20 protein-coding genes and 1 other RNA gene are annotated in these 22,430 nt (G+C 66.6%); 6 read left to right on the top strand and 15 right to left on the bottom strand.

Features of this window, described 5'->3' with window-relative positions:
- Positions 1-5 precede the first annotated feature (5 nt).
- The gene (locus AC3WR5_RS11010; protein ID WP_141286051.1) at positions 6-1,190 is read left to right on the top strand and encodes a patatin-like phospholipase family protein; all 1,185 of its coding nucleotides are present in this window, start codon (positions 6-8) and stop codon (positions 1,188-1,190) included.
- Here the strand turns inward: AC3WR5_RS11010 and AC3WR5_RS11005 are convergent.
- On the bottom strand, positions 1,187-1,507 hold the full coding sequence (locus AC3WR5_RS11005) for a ComEA family DNA-binding protein (protein ID WP_492484308.1): 321 nt from the start codon (positions 1,505-1,507) through the stop codon (positions 1,187-1,189). The two genes, AC3WR5_RS11010 and AC3WR5_RS11005, sit on opposite strands and share 4 nt — an antisense overlap.
- 58 nt (positions 1,508-1,565) lie before the next feature.
- Here AC3WR5_RS11005 and AC3WR5_RS11000 point away from each other — a divergent pair, with 58 nt between their 5' ends.
- Positions 1,566-2,402 carry a hypothetical protein gene (locus AC3WR5_RS11000; RefSeq protein WP_492484306.1) on the top strand — a complete coding sequence of 279 codons (837 nt, stop codon included), beginning with the start codon at positions 1,566-1,568 and terminating at the stop codon, positions 2,400-2,402.
- An 18-nt stretch (positions 2,403-2,420) separates the two neighbouring features.
- Here the strand turns inward: AC3WR5_RS11000 and AC3WR5_RS10995 are convergent, their stop codons facing one another.
- The 12 genes from AC3WR5_RS10995 to gyrA form a co-directional block, all read right to left on the bottom strand.
- Positions 2,421-3,509: a glycosyltransferase gene (locus AC3WR5_RS10995; protein ID WP_492484304.1), complete on the bottom strand. Its 1,089-nt coding sequence runs from the start codon at positions 3,507-3,509 to the stop codon at positions 2,421-2,423.
- Positions 3,506-4,255, bottom strand: coding sequence for a glycosyltransferase (locus tag AC3WR5_RS10990; RefSeq protein ID WP_492484302.1), 750 nt, complete (start codon positions 4,253-4,255; stop codon positions 3,506-3,508). Before AC3WR5_RS10990 ends, AC3WR5_RS10995 begins: the two co-directional genes overlap by 4 nt.
- Positions 4,255-5,403 (bottom strand): lipopolysaccharide assembly protein LapB, encoded by a 1,149-nt coding sequence (gene lapB, locus AC3WR5_RS10985; protein ID WP_231011362.1) that lies wholly within the window; start codon positions 5,401-5,403, stop codon positions 4,255-4,257. The genes AC3WR5_RS10990 and lapB overlap by 1 nt, the downstream gene beginning before the upstream one ends.
- 11 nt (positions 5,404-5,414) lie before the next feature.
- The gene (locus AC3WR5_RS10980) at positions 5,415-5,729 is read right to left on the bottom strand and encodes a LapA family protein (protein WP_141285400.1); all 315 of its coding nucleotides are present in this window, start codon (positions 5,727-5,729) and stop codon (positions 5,415-5,417) included.
- A gap of 91 nt (positions 5,730-5,820) precedes the next feature.
- Positions 5,821-6,153: an integration host factor subunit beta gene (locus AC3WR5_RS10975; protein WP_141285402.1), complete on the bottom strand. Its 333-nt coding sequence runs from the start codon at positions 6,151-6,153 to the stop codon at positions 5,821-5,823.
- A gap of 124 nt (positions 6,154-6,277) precedes the next feature.
- Positions 6,278-7,993 carry a 30S ribosomal protein S1 gene (rpsA, locus tag AC3WR5_RS10970; RefSeq protein WP_141285404.1) on the bottom strand — a complete coding sequence of 572 codons (1,716 nt, stop codon included), beginning with the start codon at positions 7,991-7,993 and terminating at the stop codon, positions 6,278-6,280.
- 146 nt (positions 7,994-8,139) lie between these two features.
- Positions 8,140-10,158: a bifunctional 3-phosphoshikimate 1-carboxyvinyltransferase/cytidylate kinase gene (locus AC3WR5_RS10965; protein ID WP_492484299.1), complete on the bottom strand. Its 2,019-nt coding sequence runs from the start codon at positions 10,156-10,158 to the stop codon at positions 8,140-8,142.
- A 7-nt stretch (positions 10,159-10,165) separates the two neighbouring features.
- Positions 10,166-11,041: a prephenate dehydrogenase gene (locus AC3WR5_RS10960; RefSeq protein WP_141285408.1), complete on the bottom strand. Its 876-nt coding sequence runs from the start codon at positions 11,039-11,041 to the stop codon at positions 10,166-10,168.
- 14 nt (positions 11,042-11,055) lie between these two features.
- On the bottom strand, positions 11,056-12,198 hold the full coding sequence (pheA, locus tag AC3WR5_RS10955) for a prephenate dehydratase (protein WP_141285410.1): 1,143 nt from the start codon (positions 12,196-12,198) through the stop codon (positions 11,056-11,058).
- Positions 12,191-13,294: a 3-phosphoserine/phosphohydroxythreonine transaminase gene (gene serC, locus AC3WR5_RS10950; RefSeq protein WP_492484296.1), complete on the bottom strand. Its 1,104-nt coding sequence runs from the start codon at positions 13,292-13,294 to the stop codon at positions 12,191-12,193. The genes pheA and serC overlap by 8 nt, the downstream gene beginning before the upstream one ends.
- A 69-nt stretch (positions 13,295-13,363) precedes the next feature.
- The gene (locus AC3WR5_RS10945) at positions 13,364-13,969 is read right to left on the bottom strand and encodes a DUF2059 domain-containing protein (protein WP_492484294.1); all 606 of its coding nucleotides are present in this window, start codon (positions 13,967-13,969) and stop codon (positions 13,364-13,366) included.
- 2 nt (positions 13,970-13,971) lie between these two features.
- Complete coding sequence (gene gyrA / locus AC3WR5_RS10940) at positions 13,972-16,611, bottom strand: DNA gyrase subunit A (protein ID WP_492484292.1); 2,640 nt, start codon at positions 16,609-16,611, stop codon at positions 13,972-13,974.
- Positions 16,612-16,868: 257 nt separating this feature from the next.
- Between gyrA and ompA the strand changes: the two genes are divergently transcribed.
- The 4 genes from ompA to ssrA all read left to right on the top strand — a co-directional run bounded on the left by ompA (position 16,869) and on the right by ssrA (position 19,349).
- Positions 16,869-17,519 carry an outer membrane protein OmpA gene (gene ompA / locus AC3WR5_RS10935; RefSeq protein ID WP_141285418.1) on the top strand — a complete coding sequence of 217 codons (651 nt, stop codon included), beginning with the start codon at positions 16,869-16,871 and terminating at the stop codon, positions 17,517-17,519.
- 70 nt (positions 17,520-17,589) lie between these two features.
- Positions 17,590-18,291 carry a bifunctional 2-polyprenyl-6-hydroxyphenol methylase/3-demethylubiquinol 3-O-methyltransferase UbiG gene (gene ubiG / locus AC3WR5_RS10930; RefSeq protein WP_492484290.1) on the top strand — a complete coding sequence of 234 codons (702 nt, stop codon included), beginning with the start codon at positions 17,590-17,592 and terminating at the stop codon, positions 18,289-18,291.
- Positions 18,288-18,965, top strand: a complete 678-nt coding sequence (gene gph / locus AC3WR5_RS10925) for a phosphoglycolate phosphatase (RefSeq protein WP_492484288.1) — start codon at positions 18,288-18,290, stop codon at positions 18,963-18,965. Before ubiG ends, gph begins: the two co-directional genes overlap by 4 nt.
- Before the next feature lie 12 nt (positions 18,966-18,977).
- Positions 18,978-19,349: a transfer-messenger RNA gene (gene ssrA, locus AC3WR5_RS10920) on the top strand.
- 190 nt (positions 19,350-19,539) lie between these two features.
- On the opposite strand, the gene AC3WR5_RS10915 is transcribed toward ssrA, so the two are convergent.
- Both AC3WR5_RS10915 and AC3WR5_RS10910 read right to left on the bottom strand, forming a co-directional pair.
- Entirely contained in the window at positions 19,540-19,809 is a 270-nt protein-coding gene (locus AC3WR5_RS10915; protein WP_492484286.1) for a hypothetical protein, read from the bottom strand.
- Between the two features lie 344 nt (positions 19,810-20,153).
- Positions 20,154-22,430: an AAA family ATPase gene (locus AC3WR5_RS10910; RefSeq protein ID WP_492484284.1), complete on the bottom strand. Its 2,277-nt coding sequence runs from the start codon at positions 22,428-22,430 to the stop codon at positions 20,154-20,156.

The raw sequence follows: 22,430 nt of genomic DNA, 5'->3' as shown, positions 1-22,430 counted from the left end.
CGGCGATGTCCTCCCCTCCTGTCACCGGCCTGGTCCTGACGGGTGGCGGCGCGCGCGCCGCCTACCAGGTCGGTGTGTTGCGTGCCGTCTGCCAGATCCGCCGCGAAGCCGGTTGCTCGCGCAGCGAGAACCCGTTCCCTGTCATCACCGGCACCTCGGCCGGTGGCATCAATGCCGCGGCCCTGGCGGCGGGGGCGGACGAATTCGAGCTGGCCGTGGCCAGGCTGGCGTACATCTGGTCGCGCTTCAAGGCCGAGCAGGTCTACCGCACCGATTCGCTGGGCGTGATCCGCACTGGCGCAGGCTGGTTGACGATGATGTCCATCGGCTGGGCCATCAAGCGCTGGCGCAAGCTGCGCCCGCGCTCGCTGCTGGACAACTCGCCGCTGAACGAATTGCTGGACAACCTGGTGCCGGTGTCCCGGGTGCGGGAGTTGATAGAGCGCGGCCATGTGCGCGCGCTGGCCATCGCGGCGTCCAGCTACAGCACGGGCCACCACGTGACCTTTTACGATGCCGCCGAGCCGGTGCCGGGCTGGGTGCGCTCCCAGCGCCTGGCGGTGCACGGACCGATCACGGCCAGGCATCTGCTCGCGTCATCGGCGATCCCGTTCGTGTTCCCGGCGCAGTCGGTGAGTGTCGACGACGGGCCGCAGTGGATGGGCGACGGCAGCATGCGGCAGACCGCACCGATCTCGCCTGCGGTGCACCTGGGTGCCGACCGGGTGCTGGTGATCGGAGCTGGCCGCATGCATGAGCCGCCTGCCACCGAGCCGGTGGCCAGGGGCGAGTATCCCAACATGGCGCAGATCGCCGGCCATGCGATGTCCAGCATCTTCCTGGATGCCTTGTCGGTCGACATCGAGCGATTGCAGCGCATCAACCACACGCTGGGCCTGCTGCCGCCGGAAGCGAAGCGCCACACGCATCTTCGCCCGATCGACATCCTGGTGATCTCGCCCAGCCAGCGGCTGGACGACATTGCCGCACGCCACATCAACACCTTGCCGCTGCCGATCCGCGCCTTGCTGGGTGGCGTTGGCGTCAGTGGCATGGGCCGCACGGCACGCGGCTCGGCACTCGCCAGCTACCTGCTGTTCGAGAGCGATTTCACGCGCGAGCTGATGGCGCTGGGCGAGGCGGACACGCTGGCTCGCCGCGACGAGGTCAAGGGCTTCCTCGGCTGCTAACGAGAGGCCGCTGGCTTGACCGCCGCTGGGTAGGTTTGGCCCCGCACCGTCAGCCCCGAGGCCGACAACTTGCCGGCTCGCACCGGGCCGATGCCGGCCATGCGTTGTTGCAAGTCCGGCCAGTCCTTGAACGGCGCCTTTGCGCGCTCGGCCAGCAGCCGGCCCGACAGGTCCGGTCCGATGCCGATGACCATCTCCAGCTCGGCCTGGTTCGCGGTATTGACCTCGGTGCTGGCCGCGAAAGAGGGTGCCGCTGCAAACAGCGAAATCAGCAGCGCGAAGGCGAGCGTGGCACGAACAGGTTTGCGCGCGGTCATGGTTCCTCGCTTTCCACAGGGCTGCGGGCCCGGAATTTCTCGTCAAAATCAGCCAATGATGAACGACTCCGCTGACGCCGCATTGAAAGTCTATGTCGGCTGCGCGCCGCCTCAGCATGTTGCCGCGCAGGTGCTGGCGCACAGCATCCTGCGTCACGCCAGTTTGCCAGTCGAGATCCTGCGTCTGGACGATTGCCTGGCAGGCCAGCCCGTGCCCGCGTCCGGCCACACCCTGTTTTCGCTGCAGCGATTCTTCATTCCGCAGCTCAGCGGCCACCACGGCCTGGCCGTGTACCTGGACTCGGACATGCTGGTGTTCCACGACCTGTGCGAGTTGCTTGAGTTGCGCGCCGTGGGTTCGGCCGTGAGCTCGGCCGAAGCGCCGCCTGACAGCGGCCGGCGCCGGCAGTTCAGCGTGATGGTGATCGATTGCGCATTGGCGCGATGGGACCCGGTGGAGATCCACCGCCTCGCACAGCTGCGCTACCGCGAAGTGATGACCGAGCTCGAGTTCGAGCCGTCCAAGACCGTCTGCCTGCCTTACACCTGGAACTCTTTGGAGCGTTTCGAGCCTGGCAAGACCCGGTTGCTGCACTTCACCGCGATGAACCTGCAGCCGTGGCTGTCGTCGAAAAACTCGCTGGCCCCGGTGTGGATGGACGCGCTGTTCCTTGCGCTGCAGGACCGCTTCGTCAGCGCCGATGCGGTGCGCGATGGCATTCGCCAAGGCTGGTTCCGGCCTGGCCTGCTGTGGCAGGTGGAGCATGGTGAACGCGACCCGCGCCAGTTGCCGCTGCGCCTCCGGCTCGCCGAGGCGGTCTACCGGCCGCCCCACAAGCCCGCGCTGCTGACGGCGGCCAGGCAGCGCCTCACACGAGCCTTGAAGCGGGCCTGATCCGCCGCGCGGCGTTCGTTACTTTGACGCGAGCCGGGTGAGCACTTGCTGCCATTGGTCCACCACCTGCGGCAGTTGCCAGCGTGACTGGATCAAGTCCACACCGCGGGCCACCTGGGACTGGCGCCACGCCGGTTCGCGCAGCAGGCGCTCGAAGCCGGCGCCCCAGTCGTCCAGGCAGCAGCAGTCGGCAAATTCGCGGTAGCTCGGGATGCTGTCCGCCACCACGGCCAGGCCGTGCAGCAGCGCGGTGGCCACGCGGTTGTTCGTCTTGCAGAAGGTGAACGGGTTGGGCGTGATGGGGATCACTGCCACGTCGTGCATGGCAAGCGCCCTGGACACCGTGTGAGGCTGCCAGGGCAGGTAGTGCACCGGCACGCGCCAGCCCTGGGTGAGCGTGTTGAACTTGGGGCGGTGGTTGCTGATGACCGTGAGGCTCAGCGGCAGCGCGGCATGCAGGCGCTCCAGCACTGGCCTGAGCTTGGCCAGGTCCGCCATGCCGCCGCTGGCGTATGGCACCCCGTGCTGGCCGAACCAGACCAGCTTGCCGCCCGGCTGCCCGGCGAGCCAATGCTGCAGGCGCAGCAACTGCCATTCGTCCAGCGGATGCCGCCAGCGGGCGAGCGGCGCGGGCTTGTGGGGCGGCTCGGCCGCATCGCCGATCACGGCCATCTGTTGGCGGATGCGTGCCTCGGCCTGAACCACTTCGGCCAGCGCGTCGCTGGAGACGATGACCTGGTCCACCGCCGCCAGCGCAGCCAGCAACTGCTCGCGGCGAGCCTGCCAGCGCGGCGCGTCAGGTTCCGCATGCAGGTGGTTGTCGCACAGGTCCAGCACCAGCCGCGTGCCGTGTGCATCGCGCAGCGCGAGCGCATGGGCCAGGCTGGCGCTGTCGTAGCGTTTCGAGAGGACCAGCACCGAGGGCGGCGGCTGATCCGAGCCGGGTTGGTAGAGGACAGCCGAGGCACCGCGCTGCTGCAGCTGCTCGATGATCTGCGCGCAGCGCAGGCGAAATCCTGCGTTGCCGGGCTTGGTGGTGTGTGGCCACCAGGCCCAAGTGCTGGGCACGCCAGGCCGTGGCGCCTGAGCGATGCCCTGGTCGCTCATTCGTGCCAGTGCGCCGCAATCCAGCCGGCCGGCTTGGCGTGGCGCCAGTTGCCGTTGCTGCGGCCCACCAGCGCGTCCGGCGGGTTCATCACGCCGTGGAACACGACGATGCGGGCGCCGGCCGGCACTTGCGGTGCACGCAGGTAGTTCAGCGGGAACTTCGGGATGCTGTGGTACTTGAAGCTGCAGCACCACTCGGCCGGCCAGTAGGCCAGCTTGCCCTGGCGGTGCATGACCTCGGACAGGAAAGCCTGCTCGTTGCGCAACCGGGCGCGGATGTCGGCCTGGTCGCGCAGGAACTCGGCCAGCACGTCGGCATGCGCACCGAGCCGGAAGCGGTAGACCGAGGAGTTGCCTGTGATGCGCCAGGGGCGCTTCCAGTCGTGGATGATCAGGAACTCGCCCGGCTGCTCGAAGAAGGGTGTGATGTCGGCCACGATCACCACGTCCAGGTCCAGGAACAGCGCGGTGCCGGCGAGGCCGTGCAGGTCCGCCTCGAAAGTGGTCAGCTTGGTCCAGCCGCGCTCGGGAATGCCAGGCGGCAGCTCCAGCTTCGGGATGGGCAGGCATTCGACTTCGCTGCGCACGCCGCGGCCATCGTCCGTCAGGCAGACGAAGCGGAAGTCGCCGCGCAGGTGGCGGCGCACCATCGCATAGAGCCGGTTGACGTACTCAGGGCCGTACTTGCTGCCCCACTTCATGCAGAGCACAACCCGCGGGTCGTCGCGCGCGGCGCCGGTCGTCATCAAAGCTCTTCCACGTGGTGTGGCGGGAAGCTGTCCCAGCCCAGGCAGCCAGGGCATTGCCAGAAGTAGCGCTGGGCCTCGAAGCCGCAGGCGGCGCAGCGGTAGCGCTGCAGCGGCTTGGCAGCCTTGTCCACGGCCGCCCGCAGGGCCTCGGTCTCTTCGGCGCTCCAGTGGCCGTCAGCGCGGGCCAGCAAGGCCTGTGCGGCGCTCAGCGTCGGCTTGACCTGCAGCTGGTGCAGCAGGCGCGGCGACTGCGCGACGGTGCTGCCGTCCAGCGTGGCCACGGCCCGCAGCAAGGCCAGGTCCGGGTTCTGCTCGTAGGCTTCGGTCAACACGACGCGGGCCGCATCGGTCTTGCCCGCTGCCAGCGCGGCTTGTGCGTAGTCGGCGGCCACCAGGTGGAAGCTGGCAGGGTCGCGCAGCCGCATCTCGCCCCACAGCTCCAGAGCCGCGGCCGGGCGGCCGGCGCGCACTTCGCGCTGGCCGGCCAGCATCAGCGGCCGGGCGGCCTGCGGCGCTGCGGCACGGGCGTGCTGCAGCGCGGAGGCAGCTTCCTCACCCTGGCCGCGCGCATCGGCTTCCTGCGCCAGCTCGCACCAGTGGTGCGCGATGCGGGTGCCGAAGGAGCCGATGCCGCTGCGCTCCAGCGCGGCGGCGGTGTCGGCCGCGGCGCGCCAGTCGCGCGAGCGCTCATAGAGGTTCAGCAGCGCCAGGCGGGCTTCTGTGTCGAAGGGCGTGCCTTCCAGGGCCTTGTAGCACTGCTCGGCACGGTCGAACAGGCCGGCCTTCATGAAGTCCTGTGCCAGTGCGTGCTGGGCGCGGTCGCGCTCGGTGGCGCCGAGGTCGGAGCGGCCCAGCAGGTGCTGGTGCACCCGCACCGCGCGCTCGAACTCGCCGCGGCGGCGGAACAGGTTGCCCAGCGCGAAGTGCAGCTCGGTGGTGTCGGGGTCGTTCTGGACGGCTTCGATGAAGGCGTCGATGGCCTTGTCCTGTTGCTCGTTGAGCAGCAGGTTCAGGCCCTTGAAGTAGGCCTTGGGTGATTCACGGTGCTCGCGCCGCACCTGGCGCAGGTCCAACCGGGAGCCCAGCCAGCCGAGGGCAAACGCCACGGGCAGGCCCACCAGGAGCCACTGCAGGTCAAAGTCCATCGGCTAGTTGTTCAAACCACGTCGGGCAAAGGCGGCGTCGCCGGGGTCTCTGAGGGAGACGAAGAGGAGGTGGTGCCAGGCTGCTGAGCCGTACCGGTGGCCAGCTGCTGGCGTACACGGCGACGCTGGCGCCACCAGCTGGGTGCCATGGCCAGCACGCCAAAGGCCGTGCCGCCGGCAAAGGCGCACAGCACGATGATGACCATGGGCGCGGTCCACGCATGGCCGAAGAACCAGTTCACCGCAGCGGGTTGCTGGTTGTTCAGCGCAAAGGCGAACAGCGAGAAGAAGATGAAGGCCCGGAAGAGCCAGACGAAGATGTGCATCGGTGCTCCGCGATGGGGCCGATTCTACGGGGCGCGCCGCAATGAAAAAGGGCCCCGAAGGGCCCTTGTGCAACGGACGCCGAAGTGGCGTTCAAGCGGCTTGACTGCCGGCGCTGGCGCTTGCGACGTCTTCTTCGACAGGCAACTGGGCATCCACGCCTTCGCGCAGTGCCTTGCCAGGCTTGAAGTGTGGCACCAGCTTCTCGGGAATCGTCACCTTCTCGCCGGAGCGGGGGTTGCGCCCCACCCGCGGCGGGCGGCGATTGATCGAGAAGCTGCCGAAGCCCCGGATCTCGATGCGGTGGCCGCGCGCGAGGGCGTCGGACATCGCATCGAGCATGGTCTTGACCGCGAACTCGGTGTCTCGCTGCGTCAGTTGCGCGAATCGCTCCGCGAGCTTGGCAACGAGGTCGGATCTGGTCATTGGAGCCCCTCAGCCTGCGGGTACGCCGGCTGGTCCCCCGAGGGGACGCGGGCCGGCTTGGGAGCGGCCCGGCGCTCGGCCCGCTGCTCGAACGAATCGTGGAAGCGGGCCACGGCAGTCAGGATCAGTTGCCCGAGCTGTTGTCCAGCTTGGCGCGCAGCAGGGCGCCCAGGCTGGTGGTGCCGGCGTTTTCGCGCTCGTTGGATTGCGACAGACGCTGCATGGCTTCCTGCTGGTCGACCTGGTCCTTGGCCTTGATCGACAGCTGGATGTTGCGGGTCTTGCGGTCCACGTTGACGATCATCACCGAGACTTGATCGCCTTCCTTCAGCACGTTGCGTGCGTCTTCGACGCGGTCACGGCTGATTTCGGAAGCGCGCAGGTAGCCCATGACGTCGTCGGCCAGCTGAACTTCAGCGCCGCGCGGGTCCACGGTCTTGACCACGCCGTCGACCACCTGGCCACGGTCATTGACCGAGGTGAAGGTCGCGAAGGGGTCGCCGTCCAGTTGCTTGATGCCCAGCGAGATGCGCTCGCGCTCGACGTCGATGCCCAGCACCAGGGCTTCGACTTCCTGGCCCTTCTTGTAGTTGCGCACAGCCGTTTCGCCGGTTTCGTGCCACGACAGGTCGGACAGGTGCACCAGGCCGTCGATGCCAGCCGCCAGGCCGACGAAGACGCCGAAGTCGGTGATCGACTTGATGGGGCCCTTGACCTTGTCGCCGCGCTTGACCGAGGAAGAGAACTCTTCCCACGGGTTGGCCTTGCACTGCTTCATGCCCAGCGAGATGCGACGCTTGTCTTCGTCGATCTCCAGGACCATGACTTCGACTTCTTCGCCCAGGGTCACGACCTTGGACGGGGCGACGTTCTTGTTGGTCCAGTCCATTTCGGAGACGTGCACCAGGCCTTCGATGCCCGGTTCGATCTCGACGAACGCGCCGTAGTCGGCGATGTTGGTGACCTTGCCGAACAGTCGGGTGCCCGTCGGGTAGCGGCGGGCAACACCCATCCACGGGTCATCGCCCAGCTGCTTGATGCCCAGCGAGACGCGGTTCTTCTCGGCGTCGAACTTCAGGACCTTGGCGGTCAGTTCCTGACCCACCGTCACCACTTCGCTCGGGTGACGGACACGGCGCCAGGCCATGTCGGTGATGTGCAGCAGGCCATCGATGCCGCCCAGGTCCACGAAGGCACCGTATTCGGTGATGTTCTTGACCACGCCGTTGACGATGGCGCCTTCGTGCAGGGTTTCCAGCAGCTTGGCGCGTTCTTCGCCCATCGAAGCTTCGACCACAGCGCGGCGCGACAACACGACGTTGTTGCGCTTGCGGTCCAGCTTGATGACCTTGAACTCCATGGTCTTGCCTTCGAACGGCGACATGTCCTTGACAGGGCGCGTATCGAGCAGCGAACCGGGCAGGAAGGCGCGGATGCCGTTGACCAGGACGGTCAGGCCGCCCTTGACCTTGCCGGAGACGGTGCCGGTGACGAAGTCGCCGGACTCCAGCGCGGTTTCCAGGCTCAGCCAGGAAGCCAGGCGCTTGGCCTTGTCGCGCGACAGGATGGTGTCGCCGTAGCCGTTTTCGACGGCGTCGATGGCCACCGACACGAAGTCGCCGACCTGGACTTCAACTTCGCCCTGGTCGTTCTTGAATTCGTCGATGGGCACGTACGCTTCGGACTTCAGGCCGGCGTTGACCACCACGTGGCTGTGTTCGATGCGAACGACTTCAGCCGAGATGACTTCGCCGACGCGCATGTCTGCGCTCTTCAGCGATTCTTCAAACAGGGCTGCGAAAGAGCCTTCGTCGAAGGAGACTTCTTGAGTCTTGGGCATTGGAATTTCCTGTACCGGCTGCGAACGCGGCCGGTTTGGCGGTTTGCTAGGCCGCGGGGTTGAGTTGATGAGTTCACCGTCCCCGGGGTGGCGCGGGCGCGCCAGCAGGCAGGGGCGGTGGGCCCGGCCGTCGCTGAGTCAGCGGTTCAGAACGGCCTGCGGGCCTGCCACCAGCCCAACACCTGTTCGACCGACGCATCGATCGACAAGGCGGAGTTGTCCAGCAAGACCGCATCTTCGGCCGGTTTGCAGGGTGCAACGCTGCGCAACATGTCGCGCTCGTCACGGGCCCGCAAGTCGGCCAATAGACCGTCGAGTGTAGCAGCTACGCCTTTTCCCAGCAATTGCTTGAGCCGGCGGCTGGCGCGTTGCTCGACGCTGGCCGTCAGGAAAACCTTCAGCTCGGCGCTGGGAAAAACCACGGTGCCCATGTCGCGCCCATCGGCCACCAGCCCGGGCAGGCGGCGGAAGCTCAGCTGCAGCTGGAACAAGGCCTGGCGCACGGCGGGGTGGACCGAGACCCGCGAGGCCATGCCGCCGGTGGATTCCAGGCGCAGCGGGTCGGTGATGTCGCGCCCGCCCAGCAGCACGCGGTGACCGTCGAAACGCAGGTCCAGTTGGGCTGCCATCATTGCCAGCGAGGCTTCATCTTCCAGCGAGATGCCGGCGTCCTGCGCGGCCAGCGCGGTCGCGCGGTACAGCGCACCGGAGTCCAGCAGGTGGTAGCCCAGCTTGGCGGCGAGCTCGCTGGCCAGCGTGCCCTTGCCGGAGGCGGTCGGCCCGTCAACCGTCAGCACCGGCACGCTGCCGGCCAGTGGCTGCACCAGGTCGAACAAGGCCTCGAAGTAGTCCGGGAAGGTCTTGGCGACGCAGCGCGGGTCTTCGATGCGCACAGGCACCGGTTGTCCAGCGCCTGCGAGCGGATTCAGCGCGGCCAGCGACAGGCACATCGCCATGCGATGGTCGTCGTAGGTGTGAATGCTGGCGGCGCGCCAGGCACCGGCCGGCAGCGGTTGCGCCTCGATGAAGTCCGCGCCTTCCTCGACCGTGGCGCCCAGCTTGCGCAGCTCGGTGGCCATGGCCGCGATGCGGTCGGTTTCCTTCACGCGCCAGCTGGCGATGTCGGTCAGCCGGGTCGGGCCGTCGGCATACAGCGCCATCACCGCCAGCGTCATCGCCGCGTCGGGGATGTGGTTGCAGTTCAGCGTGATGCCTTTCAGCGGCCAGGCGCCACGCTTGACTTCCAGCCAGCCATCGCCGCCATTGACCTGCGCGCCCATCGCTTGCGCGGCGTCGATGAAGCGGATGTCGCCCTGGATCGAGTCCAGGCCCACGCCTTCGATGCGCACCGGCTTGTCTGTCGCAGCGATGGCGCCCAGTGCGACGAAATACGAGGCTGACGAAGCATCGCCTTCGACGTGGATGCGGCCGGGCGTGCGGTAGGCCGAGCCTTGCGGCAGCACGAAACGCTGGTAGCCATCGCGCTGCACATCAATGCCAAAGCGCGCCAGCAGGCGCAGCGTGATGTCGATGTAGGGCTTGCTGATCAGCTCGCCGTCGACTTCGATGGTGACGGGGCCGTCAGTCGTGACCAGTGGCAGCGCGAGCAGCAGCGCGGTCAGGAATTGGCTGGACACATCGCCGCGTACGCGGATCGGCGCGCCGGTCTGCAGCATGTGCGTGGCGCCATCACCCACGCGCAGCGGCGGGAAGCCGGGTTGAGCCAGGTCGGCGACCGGGCAGCCGAGCTGGCGCAGTGCGTCGACCAGGTCGCCGATGGGCCGCTCGTGCATGCGTGGCACGCCCGAGAGTTCAAATGCGCCGCCTTGCGTGGCGGCCAGCACCGCCAGCGCGGCGGTCAGCGGGCGCATCGCAGTGCCGGCGTTGCCGAGGAACAGCTTGGCTTCGCGGGTGCGCAGTTGGCCGCCGATTCCGGTGACCAGCAGCGAGGCGCGGTTGCGCTGCAGCGTGCAACCCAGCGCTTCCAGCGCGGCCAGCATCACGCGGGTGTCGTCGGAATCCAGCAGGTCGCGCACGTCGGTCGTGCCTTCGGCCAGGCCGGCCAGCAGCAGCACGCGGTTGGAAATGCTCTTGGAGCCGGGCAGGCGCACCGTGCCGGCGGCATTCACCAGTGGCGGCAGGTCGAGGAAAGCGGTCGAGTACATGCGGGAATCAGGAACGGCGCGGTGCGCCCAGGCGCCATTGGGCGCGTGCTTCGGAAATGCCTTGCACCAGCGCTTCAAGGGACTCGCCCTGGCAGTCGCGCAAGGTCTGCTCCAACACGCCGAGTGCGCCTCGGAAGTACTCGGACTGGCGCAGCACTTCCTCGCGGTTGGCGATCAGGATGTCGCGCCAGACGGCGGGATCGCTGGCGGCGATGCGGGTGAAGTCGCGGAAGCCCGGGCCGGCCAGTGCGAGGAAGTCCTCGCTCTCTGGCTGCTGCAGGATGCCGGTGAAATACGCGAAGGCCAGCAAATGTGGCAGGTGGCTGACCGCGGCAAACGCGGCGTCATGCGCCTCGGGCGTCATCAGCCGCACGTGCGCACCAATGCCGGTCCAGACGGCGCGGGCCTTTTCCACCAGCGTCGGCAGCGTCTGCGGCAACGGCGTGAGGATGACCTGCCGGTCGCGGTACAGCTGCGCATCGGCATGCTGCACGCCTGAGAGTTCCTTGCCGGCGACGGGGTGCGCCGGCACGAAGGCCACCGCGCGCTCCTTCAGCGAGCGCCGCGCGGCGTCCACCACGTCGCGCTTGGTGCTGCCCACGTCCATGAACAGCACGTCCGGCGAGACCAGGTGGCGGATGGCGCGGAAGGTGGCATCGGTGGCGGCCACTGGCACGGCGATCAGCACGATGTCGGCACCAGAGACGGCCAGCAACGCGCTTTCCGCCGACTGGTCGATCACGCCGAGCTGCTTGGCGCGTTCGGTCGTGGAGGGTGACTTGCTGTAGCCGATCACGCGCTCGACCAGGCCGGCCTGTTTCATGGCCAGCGCAAACGAGCCGCCCATCAGGCCGCAGCCGATCAATCCCAATTGTTTGAACATCGTGTGGGGGTTGCTCAGTGCACGTCCAGCGGGTAGGTGCCCAGCACCTTGAAATAGGCGCAGGCCTGGCGGAGTTCCTGCATGGCGGTGTGCACATGCGGCTCGTCCGGGTGGCCTTGCAGGTCGATGTAGAAGTAGTACTCCCACTGGCCCGAGCGCGCTGGGCGAGACTCGAAGCGCGTCATCGACACATCGTGCGCCTTCAGTGGCTTCAGGATGTCGTACATCGCGCCGGGGCGGTTGACCACCGAGACGACCAGGCTGGTGCAGTCGTGCCCCGAGGCCTTGGGGGCAGGGTGGCGATGCGGGTCGGTGACGATCGCGAAGCGGGTGCGGTTGTGGGTGTCGTCCTGGATCGCGGGCGAGACCAGGTGCAGGCCGTATTCGCTGCCGGCGCGCACGCTGGCGATGGCGGCCAGCTTGGGGTTCAGGGCGGCCTGGCGCGCGGCCTCGGCATTGCTGGCCATGGGCTGGCGTTCGACGTTGGGCAGGTGGCTGGAGAGCCAGCCGTGGCACTGCGCCAGCGCCTGCGGATGCGCGGCCACCACCTCGATGCCTTCGAGCGAGTTTTCCTTGCGCAGCAGGTTGTGGCGCACGAACAGGCTGGTCTCGCCGATGATGAACAGCGGCGTGGTCAGGAAGATGTCCAGCGAACGGGCGACCACGCCTTCGGTCGAGTTCTCGACCGGCACGACGCCGAAGTCGGCGGCGCCAGCCGCGGTGGTGCGGAACACGTCGTCGATGCTGGTGCAGGGCACGCGCACGATGGACGAGCCGAAATAGCCGAGCGCAGCCTCTTCGCTGAAGGTGCCGGCCGGGCCCAGGTAGGCCACGCGGGTGGGCGTTTCCAGCGCACGGCAGGCCGACATGATCTCGCGCCAGATGGGCGCCACGCTGTCGAGCTTCAGCGGGCCCGGGTTCGAGGCCTTCAGGCCGTCGATGACCTGGGCTTCGCGCTCGGGGCGGAAGACCACCGAGCCTTCCTTCTTTTTCAGCTCGCCAACGGCCAGCGCCAGGCCGGCGCGGCGGTTCAGCAGGGCCAGCAGGTCCTGGTCCAGCGAGTCGATCTGCTCGCGCAGCGCCAGCAGTTCCGGCGCGATCGTGGCCGGGGTGGCGGCAGGGTTGGCGGCGGGAGTGCCGGAGGTCGGGTCAGCCATGGCGGCGCACAAAATCCTTCATGTACTCGACCAGCGTTTGCACGCCGGCGAGTGGCATGGCGTTGTAGAGGGAGGCCCGCATGCCGCCGACGGACTTGTGTCCTTTCAGCTGCAGCAGGCCTGCTTCGCGAGCGCCGGCCAGGAAGGCTTCGTTGTGCGAAGCATCGGCCAGGAAAAACGGCACGTTCATGCGGGAACGTGCGTCGGCCGCCACCGGGTTGCGGTAGAAGCCGCCGTTGTCATCGAGGTAGCGATACAGCAGCTGCGAGCGTTCGATCGCGCGCCGCTCCATTTCGGCCACGCCGCCCTGGCGCAGCACGTGCTGGAAGACCAGGCCAGCGATGTAGATGCCGTAGGTCGGCGGCGTGTTGAACATCGAGCCATGTTCGGCGACGACGGTGTAGTCGAAGGCCGTTGGGCAGATCGGCAGCGCGTGGCCCAGCAGGTCTTCGCGCACGAAGACGATGGTGAGCCCGGCCGGGCCGATGTTCTTCTGCGCGCCGGCAAAGGCCAGGCCCACGCGGGACCAGTCGATGCTGCGCGACAGGATGTGCGAAGAGCAGTCGACCACCAGCGGCGCACTGCTGCCCAGCGCGGCGAGGTCGGGCAGCGTCTGGAACTCGACGCCGTGGATGGTCTCGTTCGAGCACAGGTGCAGGTAGCTCGCGCCTTCGCGCAGTTCCCAGCTGGCCGGCGCCGGCAGGGTGGTGAAACCGCTGGCTTCGTTGCTGGCAGCCGCGCAGGCATTGGCGTAGCGGCCGGCCTCTCCGAGCGACTTCTTGCTCCACGCGCCGGTGACGATAACGTCCACCAGACCGCCGCGCGACAGGTTCATCGGCACGATGGCGTTTTCACCCAGTCCGCCGCCCTGCATGAACAGGATGCGGAACTCGGGTGGCACCGCCAGCAGCGCGCGCAGGTTGCGCTCTGCAGTCTCGTAGATCTCGATGAACTCCTTGCCGCGGTGGCTCATCTCCATCACGCCCATGCCGGAGCCATGCCAGTCCAGCATCTCGGCTGCGGCTTCGCGCAGCACCTCTTCAGGCAGCATGGCCGGGCCGGCCGAGAAGTTGAAGGGGCGGGTACGCGCTGTCATGGCGGGCGGGTCGGCAGGGAAACGGAGAGGGCTGGCAGCCTCGGGGCGCTGCCAGCAGGAGCGTGCAACTTACTTCTTGACTGGCGCCTTGGCAGCCGGCTTGGCCGCACCGGATGCCGCAGGCGCGGGTGCCGCTGCGCCGTTGATGCCCAGCTTCTTGCGCAACGAATCTTCCAGCGCGCGCAGCTTGGGCTCCACCGTCGGCTTGGTGTCAGCCACCAGCTTCTCCTGCAGGTTGTTCAGCATCTGCGGGCCGACCTCGTTGAACTTCTTTGCGGCCGGTGATTCGAGCCACGCGACCAACTGCTTGAGCTCGTCCTCGCTCATCTTCTCGTCCAGCAGCGAGCCCATTGCGGTTGGCGCCAGCTTGGTTGCCCGGTCGCGCAGCAGCGGGGCCAGTTCGTCATAGAACTGCTTGATGTCGGCTTGCACCGACTTGCCGACGGCTTCCTGCTTGTCTGCTGGAAGTTGGCTGACCGCCTGGCCGGCAACCTGCAGCACCTGCTGGGCCGTCTGGCCCGCGATGTTCTGGCCGATCTGCTCGATCGACGGTTGCTGCAGCTGGATGACGCGCGCGATCAGGTCCTTCTTGGCTTGCGAGCTTTGGGCCTGGGCGGCGCCGGTCAGGGCAAAGCCTGCCAGCACGAGCGCGGCAAGCCGCGTGCGATGGTTCATCATCATCCGTTGGTGTCCTCTGGGCCGGTGTCGGCGTCGGTTTCAGGTTCGATGGCGTCTGCCGCATCGTTTTCGACGATGCGTTGCAGGCCGGAAAGTTGGGAGCCGTCGTCCAGCGCAATCAGGGTCACGCCTTGCGTGGCGCGGCCCAGTTCGCGGATCTCCGAAACCCGGGTGCGCACCAGCACGCCCTTGTCGGTGATCAGCATGATCTCGTCGTTCGGGCGCACCAGCGTGGCAGCGACGACCTTGCCGTTGCGCTCGCTTTGCTGGATGGCGATCATGCCCTTGGTGCCACGGCCGTGGCGGGTGTACTCGACGATGCTGGTGCGCTTGCCGTAGCCGTTTTGGGTGGCGGTCAGCACGCTTTGCGTCTCGTCTTCTGCGACCAGCATCGCGATCACGGTCTGCGTGTCTTCCAGCATCATGCCGCGCACGCCACGGGCCTGGCGGCCCAGCGGGCGGACGTCGTCCTCGTCGAAGCGCACGGCCTTGCCGCCGTCGGAGAACAACATCACGTCGTGCTTGCCATCGGTCAGCGCGGCGCCGATCAGGTAGTCGCCCTCGTCCAGGTCCACGGCAATGATGCCGGCCTTGCGCGGGTTGCTGAATTCGTCCAGTGCCGTCTTCTTCACGGTGCCGCGTGCGGTGCACATGAAGATGAAATGGTCGGCCGGGAAGGCGCGGTTGTCACCGGTCAGCGGCAGCACCACGGTCACCTTCTCGCCAGGCTGCAGCGGGAACATGTTGACGATGGGCTTGCCGCGGCTGGCGCGCCCGCCCTGCGGCACTTCCCAGACCTTCAGCCAGTAGACGCGGCCGCGGTCGGAGAAGCACAGGATCCAGTCGTGCGTGTTGGCAATGAAGAGCTGGTCGACCCAGTCGTCTTCCTTGGTCGCGGTCGCCTGCTTGCCGCGGCCGCCGCGCTTCTGGGCGCGGTACTCGGCCAGCGGCTGGCTCTTGAAGTAACCGGTGTGGCTGAGCGTCACGACCATGTCGGTCGGCGTGATCAGGTCCTCGGTGCCGAGTTCCTGCACGTTGTGCTCGACCACCGAGCGGCGCGCGCCGATCTTGGTCTGGCCGAATTCCTGGCGCACGGCGGTCAGCTCTTCACCGATGATGAAGGTCACGCGTTCGGGCTTGGCGAGGATGTCCAGCAGGTCGGCAATCACCGACATGACTTCCTTGTACTCGCCGATGATCTTGTCCTGCTCCAGGCCGGTCAGGCGCTGCAGTCGCATCTGCAGGATTTCGCCTGCCTGATCTTCGGAAAGTCGGTACAGGCCATCGGGCTGCATGCCGAAGTGGGCCGGCAGGCCTTCTGGGCGGAAGGACTCGCGGCCACCCGGCGCGTCCTGCTCGGCACGGGTCAGCATCTCGCGGACCAGAGATGAGTCCCAGCTCTTGGCCATCAGGCCGGCGCGGGCGACCGGCGGCGTCGGCGAGTTCTTGATGATCTCGATGAAGTCGTCAATGTTGGCCAGCGCCACGGCCAAGCCTTCCAGCACGTGGCCGCGCTCGCGCGCCTTGCGCAGCTCGTACACCGTGCGGCGGGTCACGACCTCGCGGCGGTGCTCCAGGAAGATGTCCAGCAGCTGCTTCAGGTTGCAGAGCTTGGGCTGGCCGTCGATCAGGGCCACCATGTTGATGCCGAAGGTGTCCTGCAGCTGCGTCTGCTTGTACAGGTTGTTCAGCACCACCTCGGGCACTTCACCGCGCTTGAGCTCGATCACCACCCGCATGCCGGACTTGTCCGACTCGTCCTGCAGGTGGCTGATGCCTTCGATCTTCTTCTCGTGCACCAGCTCGGCAATGCGCTCCAGCAGCGTCTTTTTGTTGACCTGGTACGGCAGCTCGTCCACGATGATGGACTGGCGCGCGCCCTTGTCGATGTCCTCGAAATGCACCTTGGCGCGCATCACCACCCGGCCGCGGCCGGTTCGGTAGCCTTCGCGCACGCCGTTGATGCCGTAGATGATCCCGGCGGTCGGGAAGTCCGGCGCCGGAATGATCTCCATCAGCTGTTCCAGCGTCGCGTCCGGCACCTTCAGCAGGTGCAGGCAGGCGTCCACCACCTCGTTGAGGTTGTGCGGCGGAATGTTGGTTGCCATGCCGACGGCAATGCCGGTCGCGCCATTGACCAGCAGGTTGGGCAGCCGGGTCGGCAGCACCAGCGGTTCCCTCTCGGAGCCGTCGTAGTTCGGGCCGAAATCGACGGTTTCCTTGTCGAGGTCGGCCAGCATCTCGTGGGCGATCTTCGACAGGCGGATTTCGGTGTACCGCATGGCCGCAGCGTTGTCGCCGTCGACCGAGCCGAAGTTGCCCTGGCCGTCCACCAGCATGTGGCGCAGCGAAAAATCCTGCGCCATGCGCACGATGGTGTCGTACACAGCCGTGTCACCGTGCGGATGGTACTTACCGATCACGTCGCCGACGATGCGGGCGGACTTCTTGTAAGCCCGGTTCCAGTCATTGTTCAGCTCGTGCATCGCGAACAGCACGCGGCGGTGCACCGGCTTCAGGCCGTCGCGCGCATCGGGCAATGCGCGCCCCACGATCACGCTCATCGCGTAGTCGAGGTAGGAGCGCCGCATTTCCTCTTCGAGGCTGATGGGCAGGGTTTCTTTGGCGAATTGGGTCATGAAGCGACAGGGTGCGGCCAGCCTTGACGCAGTGCGCGCGGGCGAAGCGTCCATTCTAAGCTGCCGGGCTTGTGGCTCATGAACAACAAGTTCGGCGTGATTGGTCGGCCGCGCCCAGAGAATACGAGCCAGCGGAAGCCCTATGGCACAATCAGTTGTCGCTGGTGAATGCTAGGGAAAACTAGCATTTGCTGGGTATTTCGCTTCCGATTTGGACGTATCGCAGGCAACCTGCGGCTTTCCTTGAGAGGAGAATCATGAAGAAACTGAACAAGGTGGCGATGCTGTTCGCAGCTGCCGCACTTGCCGCGCCGATGTCGAGCGCTTTTGCCCAGACCGTCGATAACTGGCGCGCTTCCGATGGCACCGTTTGGAAGAACGGCACCAACGAACTGTGCTGGCGTGACAACTTCTGGACGCCTGCTACCGCGGCCCCTGAATGCGATGGCGCGCTGAAGCCTGAGGTGAAGCCGGTCGCTCCGCCTCCGGCCGTCGCTCCGGCGCCTGTGGCCCCGCCGGTTCCGCCGAAGCCGGTGCCTGTCGCTCCCGTGAGCGAGAAGGTGACCTACGCTGCTGACGCCTTCTTCGACTTCGACAAGTCTGTCCTGAAGCCCGAAGCCAAGGCGAAGTTGGATGACCTGGTCAGCAAGACCGCTGGTATGAACCTGGAAGTCATCATCGCCGTCGGCCACACCGACAGCGTTGGTTCTGACGCGTACAACCAGAAGCTGTCGGTTCGCCGCTCGGAAGCTGTCAAGGAATACCTGGTCAGCAAGGGCATCGAAAAGAACCGCGTGTACACCGAAGGCAAGGGCGAGAAGCAACCTGTGGCCGACAACAAGACCGCCGAAGGCCGCGCGAAGAATCGCCGCGTGGAAATCGAAGTGGTTGGTACCCGCGCCAAGTAATCGGTTTTCCGATCACATCGAAACCCCGCCCCGGCGGGGTTTTTTCATTTCTCGCCGTACCATTCGAGCCATGGTGAATGCAGATCCCCAAGAACTGAGCAAATTCGGCGAACTGGCCCACCGCTGGTGGGACGCTGTAGGTGAATTCCGGCCTTTGCACCAGATCAATCCCTTGCGGCTGGACTGGATCGCCGGCCTGGCGAAGCTGCCTGCCGCCGAGGTGCTGGACGTGGGCTGCGGCGGTGGCATCCTGGCTGAATCGATGGCGCGCCGCCAGGCCACGGTGCTGGGCATCGACCTGTCGGTCAAGCCGCTGAAAGTGGCTCAGTTGCACGCGCTGGAAGCCGGCGTCGAGAACCTCAGCTATCGCGAGGTCGCGGTCGAGGTCCTGGCCGAAGAGCGGCCGGCCAGCTTCGACATCGTGACCTGCATGGAGATGCTGGAGCATGTGCCCGATCCGGCGTCCGTGGTGCGCGCCTGTGCCACGCTGGTCAAGCCCGGTGGCCGGGTGTTCTTCTCCACCCTGAACCGCAACCTGAAGTCTTTTCTGTTTGCCATCGTCGGTGCCGAGCACGTGCTCAAACTGCTGCCCAAGGGCACGCACGAATACGCGCGCTTCCTCAAGCCCAGCGAGCTTTCGGCCTTCGCGCGTGAAGCCGGCCTGGAGGTCTCGGCGTTCAAGGGCATGGAATACAACCCTTTCACGCAGCGCTACTGGTTGTCCGCGCGCACCGACGTGAACTATCTGATGGCTTGCCGCAAGCCGGCATGAACCCGGGTTCACAAAACCGGCCGGCGGCCGTCCTGTTCGACCTTGATGGCACCTTGATCGACAGCGCGCCCGACCTGGCCAACGCCGCGAACTGGCTGCGCGGCAAGCATGACTTGCCGCCGCTGCCTTACGCGCAGCTGCGGCCCATGGTGGGCAGCGGTGCCCGCGGCATGATCGGCGTGGCCTTTGGTATCACACCGGCAGACACTCGCTTCGAGGCCTTGCGCGATGCCTTTCTGGCTCGCTATGCCGAGGCCCTGCTGCAAGACACCACAGTATTTGCCGAGGCGCAGCCGCTGCTGGCGGCGCTGGATGGCGCCAGCCTGCCCTGGGGCATTGTCACCAACAAGGCGGCCCGTTTTGCCGAGCCGGTGGTGCGGGGCCTGGCCTTGCACACGCGGGCCGGCACGCTGGTCTGCGGCGACACCATGCCTCAGGCCAAGCCCCACCCGGCGCCACTGCTGGAAGCTGCGCGCCGCCTGGGCGTGGCACCACATGACTGCGTCTACGTGGGCGACGACCTGCGCGACGTCCAAGCCGGCCAGGCCGCCGGCATGCGCACCGTGGCCGTTCGCTGGGGCTACCTCGGCGTGGGCGGGCGCATCGAGGACTGGGGTGCCGATCTTGTCGTCGAAAGCCCCGATCAGCTCTTGAACTGGCTGGATCTGGCTTAAACTAGGCCTCTTGGGGCCGACCTGGTTTCGACGTTGGTACTGAGTTGGGACAGGGCATGCCGAGCACCAGTTCGCTCGTAAAACCACTGGAAACAAAGTAACTGCAAACGACTCTACGTTCGCACTCGCCGCTTAATTGCGGTTGAGCCTCTCAACGGTTGGCCTATGGGCCGGGTCCAAGCCGCAAGGCAAGGACTGAGAGGTTAATCACATAGGCTGGTGTCCCGGTTGGCCATGGGCCGGGATGCGAGATCAAGTGGCTGGTTGGCTGGATAGCGTGCTGCTGCGCGATCCGGTCGGCGAGATCCAAATCAGACAGCTAAGCATGTAGATCTTCCTGGCGATGGCTGACGGACGGGGGTTCAATTCCCCCCGGCTCCACCATTCACACCGGTTCACAGCGAACCGAAAAAGGCAAAAAAGCCCTAGAGAATCAACGCTCTAGGGCTTTTTCTTTGCTTGGTCGCCGGAGGTGTGAAACGCGCCTTGTGGCCCCGGATGGACTGTCAATTCGCATGGAATTCGCAGACCTTTGCGGCCGCGACTGCGTCGGCTGACCGGCCGTGGATGGAGGTCACTTGTGTAGGGCTGCCACGACGAGAAAGAGAAGGGTTGCCCAGCCCACTAGCCTTGGCAAAAGCCGACTACGTAGACTTCCAGAAGCGACAGCAAACGTCGGCGTTGCCGCGACTAGGGTCCACAGAAGCACGGCCAGACGATCTTCATTGGGGTTCGGGCCGCCAACGAGGTTAGGCACCAGCACGGCGAGAAACAGCAGCATGAGTGCCACTGCGAAAGCGATTTCGAGGAGCTTGAGCGGGAGTTGCAGGAACGAAAAAGTCATGAGCGGGTGGGCGGCAGGCGCCAGTTTGCTTGCGCATCCTAGCCAGGCTGCATGTCAGCATTTGTCGCAGTCTCACGTCTTAGCTGCCTTGAGGATTTGATTTCCGTTGGCCGCAGAGAGCGGCGCTGCCGCCCAGCTCGGCCGTCGTCGCCAAGGAGTCGATGTCCCAACACGACGCTGAAGATCCGGTTGGCGGAAATAAACACTCCCCAGAAGCGGTAGTCATTCGGCCAGCGTTCCAAACTGAATTTGGCGGCGCTTTGCTACGGCGTGTCCGCCCAAGTGCTACCCATAGCAATAGAGCAATGCGCTCGGCGCGAACGCCCCGTGCGTCTTTGCTGGCCTTACGGAACAGCCTGGCAAACCCAGACCTGAACCGCGCTGTCGACGATGTCGACTTCCAGGATCGCCGCATCTGGCACCTCGCCGAAAAGAGCGCGGGCTATCGCTGCGACGACATGGTGTTCGACCGCGCGCTGCAGCGGCCGCGCACCGTAGCGCGGGCTGAAACCCGCGGCGGCAACGAAGTCGACGACCGCGGGCATGAAGCGCAGTGTCAAGCCGCGCCGCAGCAGGCCTTCGCGCCGCTCGATGGCCTGCAGTTCCAGGCGCGCAATGGCGGCGATGGCCTCGCGGCCCAGTGGTGCGAAGTGCACCAGGCGGTCGATGCGGTTGAAGAACTCGGGGCGGAAGAATTGGCGGATCTCGTGGGTCGCGTCCTCACCGTCATCCGTGTTGGCAAAACCTGCTGATGCACCGTGGCGCACGCCCAGGTTCGTGGTCATCACGATCAGCGCGCCGCGGAAGTCGGTGACGCGGCCCTGGCTGTCGCGCAGGCGGCCTTCGTCGAGCACGCCCAGCAGCAGGTCGAAGACTGACGCGTCGGCCTTCTCGATCTCGTCCAGCAGCACCACCGAGAACGGGCGCTGGCGCACGTGTTCCACCAGCTTGCCGGGTTGCTTGCCGGTGCCGATCAGGCGCGTGATCTGGAACGCATGCTGGAACTCGCTCATGTCGACGCGGAACAGCGGGTCCACGCCGCTGTTGGCGCCGTAGAAGTAGCTTGCCAGCGCCTTGGCCGCGGCTGTCTTGCCCACGCCCGTCGGCCCGGCGAACAGCAGCGTGGCGATGGGCTTGGCCGGGTCGCTCAGGCCGGACTTGAACAGGTAGACCACGTCCTTCAACTGGCGGATCGCCGCTTCCTGGCCGAACAGCTTGCCGGCGAAGAAGGCCTGCACCTCGGCGTCGTCCAGCGGCTGGTCGTCGCGCAGGAAGCGCTCGGGCAGGCCGGTGAAACGGGCGAACTGAGCGATCACGCGGGTCTCGGTGAGCAGGGGCTGGTGATCGGCAATTGCCTCGCGCACGCATTCACCGAAGAAGCGCATCGCCTTGCCGGGAAAACGCTCGTAACGCACATAGCGATGCAGCAGCCGGTAGCCGGTGTCGAGCGCCGGCCTTTCGATCTCCACCTGCAGCGCGCCCTTGGCCTGCGCCGCGAACAAGGCCAGCACGCGGCGCGCGCGCTGGCTGTCCATCTCGGGCAGGGTCAGCGGCTCGAAACAATCGATGAAGGCCGGTAGCCGGCGGCGTGCGGCCTCCAGCTCACCCGGGCTGGCTTCGCCGATCAGCCGCAAGCTGCCGCGCCGCAGGGCCGGCAGCAGGTAGGCGGCCATCGATTCCTCGGGACTCTCGCCACCGATCTGCAGCAGGTTCAGGAAGTCCGTCACCCACAGCACGCCATGCGAGAGGTCCAGCCACTGCATGGCCTGGTCGCACAGCGCCTGCCATTCGCCCAGGTACTTGGCGCGGCCAATCAGGCGCTCCGAATTGCTGCGCCAGAAGCTGGGGGGGGCCTCGCTGCCGGAGGTGGCACGGTGCGCCTTGCGGATCGCGTCGGCAATCACCACGCTCTTGCCCACGCCGTGTTCGCCCACCAGCAACAGGTTGCCGCCGCGCGCGATGCGCGCGGCGATCTCGTCGACCAGCGCGCTCTGCTCCCAGGCCGTCTCCGCAAAGCCATGTGCCGGGCGGCGCCCACCGGCGTCGGGCAGCTTGTCGGCCACCACGGCCAGCTGCGCATGCGCTTCGCGCACATGGCGCGGCACATGCTGGCGCTCGGCCACGCGCTCGTCGCGGCGCGCCTCCACCAGCTCCAGCCACGGTGTGCCGCGGCCCAGGTAGCGCTGCGCCTCTTCGGGCGACATGCCGTCCAGCCGGTCGCGCGTGTAGTGCTGGATCAACATCGCCAGCTGCGACTCGTCGTAGTAGTAAAAGCTCTCGTCCAGCCAGGGCAGCCAGCACTTGAGGTAGCCCTCGCTTGCCTTCGCGCCGTAGACCGCGGCCACGGCGACCTCGGTGGGCGTGGGCACCGGAAAGCTGCCCTTGTCGGTCTGGTGCGCGAGGTTGACCTGGGCCTTGACGACGCGCAGGCGCGGCTCGTCGATGTCGGGATCGGGCAGGTAACGCTCGCGTTCGCGTTCCCGCTGCAGGGTCTCCGCGAGTGCGGTCTTGAGCCGCTTGGCGTTGCGCTCCACGCCCTCCAAGCCGGTGCCCAGCAGGATGCCGAAGACCGAGTCGTCGCCGAGCTGCCAGCAGATCAGGGGATAGGACAGCAAAGCCAT

Source organism: Ideonella sp. FW305-24 (assembly GCF_058788035.1).
The sequence above is the reverse complement of the archived record's forward strand: the minus strand, read 5'-3'. Positions and strand labels throughout refer to the sequence as shown.

What these genes read in the sequence shown, in the direction of transcription:
- AC3WR5_RS11010 (WP_141286051.1), top strand. Translation starts at nt 6, where the DNA reads ATGTCCTCCCCTCCTGTCACCGGCCTGGTCCTGACGGGTGGCGGCGCG.
- AC3WR5_RS11005 (WP_492484308.1), bottom strand. Translation starts at nt 1,507, where the DNA reads ATGACCGCGCGCAAACCTGTTCGTGCCACGCTCGCCTTCGCGCTGCTG.
- AC3WR5_RS11000 (WP_492484306.1), top strand. Translation starts at nt 1,566, where the DNA reads ATGAACGACTCCGCTGACGCCGCATTGAAAGTCTATGTCGGCTGCGCG.
- AC3WR5_RS10995 (WP_492484304.1), bottom strand. Translation starts at nt 3,509, where the DNA reads ATGAGCGACCAGGGCATCGCTCAGGCGCCACGGCCTGGCGTGCCCAGC.
- AC3WR5_RS10990 (WP_492484302.1), bottom strand. Translation starts at nt 4,255, where the DNA reads ATGACGACCGGCGCCGCGCGCGACGACCCGCGGGTTGTGCTCTGCATG.
- lapB (WP_231011362.1), bottom strand. Translation starts at nt 5,403, where the DNA reads ATGGACTTTGACCTGCAGTGGCTCCTGGTGGGCCTGCCCGTGGCGTTT.
- AC3WR5_RS10980 (WP_141285400.1), bottom strand. Translation starts at nt 5,729, where the DNA reads ATGCACATCTTCGTCTGGCTCTTCCGGGCCTTCATCTTCTTCTCGCTG.
- AC3WR5_RS10975 (WP_141285402.1), bottom strand. Translation starts at nt 6,153, where the DNA reads ATGACCAGATCCGACCTCGTTGCCAAGCTCGCGGAGCGATTCGCGCAA.
- rpsA (WP_141285404.1), bottom strand. Translation starts at nt 7,993, where the DNA reads ATGCCCAAGACTCAAGAAGTCTCCTTCGACGAAGGCTCTTTCGCAGCC.
- AC3WR5_RS10965 (WP_492484299.1), bottom strand. Translation starts at nt 10,158, where the DNA reads ATGTACTCGACCGCTTTCCTCGACCTGCCGCCACTGGTGAATGCCGCC.
- AC3WR5_RS10960 (WP_141285408.1), bottom strand. Translation starts at nt 11,041, where the DNA reads ATGTTCAAACAATTGGGATTGATCGGCTGCGGCCTGATGGGCGGCTCG.
- pheA (WP_141285410.1), bottom strand. Translation starts at nt 12,198, where the DNA reads ATGGCTGACCCGACCTCCGGCACTCCCGCCGCCAACCCTGCCGCCACC.
- serC (WP_492484296.1), bottom strand. Translation starts at nt 13,294, where the DNA reads ATGACAGCGCGTACCCGCCCCTTCAACTTCTCGGCCGGCCCGGCCATG.
- AC3WR5_RS10945 (WP_492484294.1), bottom strand. Translation starts at nt 13,969, where the DNA reads ATGAACCATCGCACGCGGCTTGCCGCGCTCGTGCTGGCAGGCTTTGCC.
- gyrA (WP_492484292.1), bottom strand. Translation starts at nt 16,611, where the DNA reads ATGACCCAATTCGCCAAAGAAACCCTGCCCATCAGCCTCGAAGAGGAA.
- ompA (WP_141285418.1), top strand. Translation starts at nt 16,869, where the DNA reads ATGAAGAAACTGAACAAGGTGGCGATGCTGTTCGCAGCTGCCGCACTT.
- ubiG (WP_492484290.1), top strand. Translation starts at nt 17,590, where the DNA reads ATGGTGAATGCAGATCCCCAAGAACTGAGCAAATTCGGCGAACTGGCC.
- gph (WP_492484288.1), top strand. Translation starts at nt 18,288, where the DNA reads ATGAACCCGGGTTCACAAAACCGGCCGGCGGCCGTCCTGTTCGACCTT.
- AC3WR5_RS10915 (WP_492484286.1), bottom strand. Translation starts at nt 19,809, where the DNA reads ATGACTTTTTCGTTCCTGCAACTCCCGCTCAAGCTCCTCGAAATCGCT.
- AC3WR5_RS10910 (WP_492484284.1), bottom strand. Translation starts at nt 22,430, where the DNA reads ATGGCTTTGCTGTCCTATCCCCTGATCTGCTGGCAGCTCGGCGACGAC.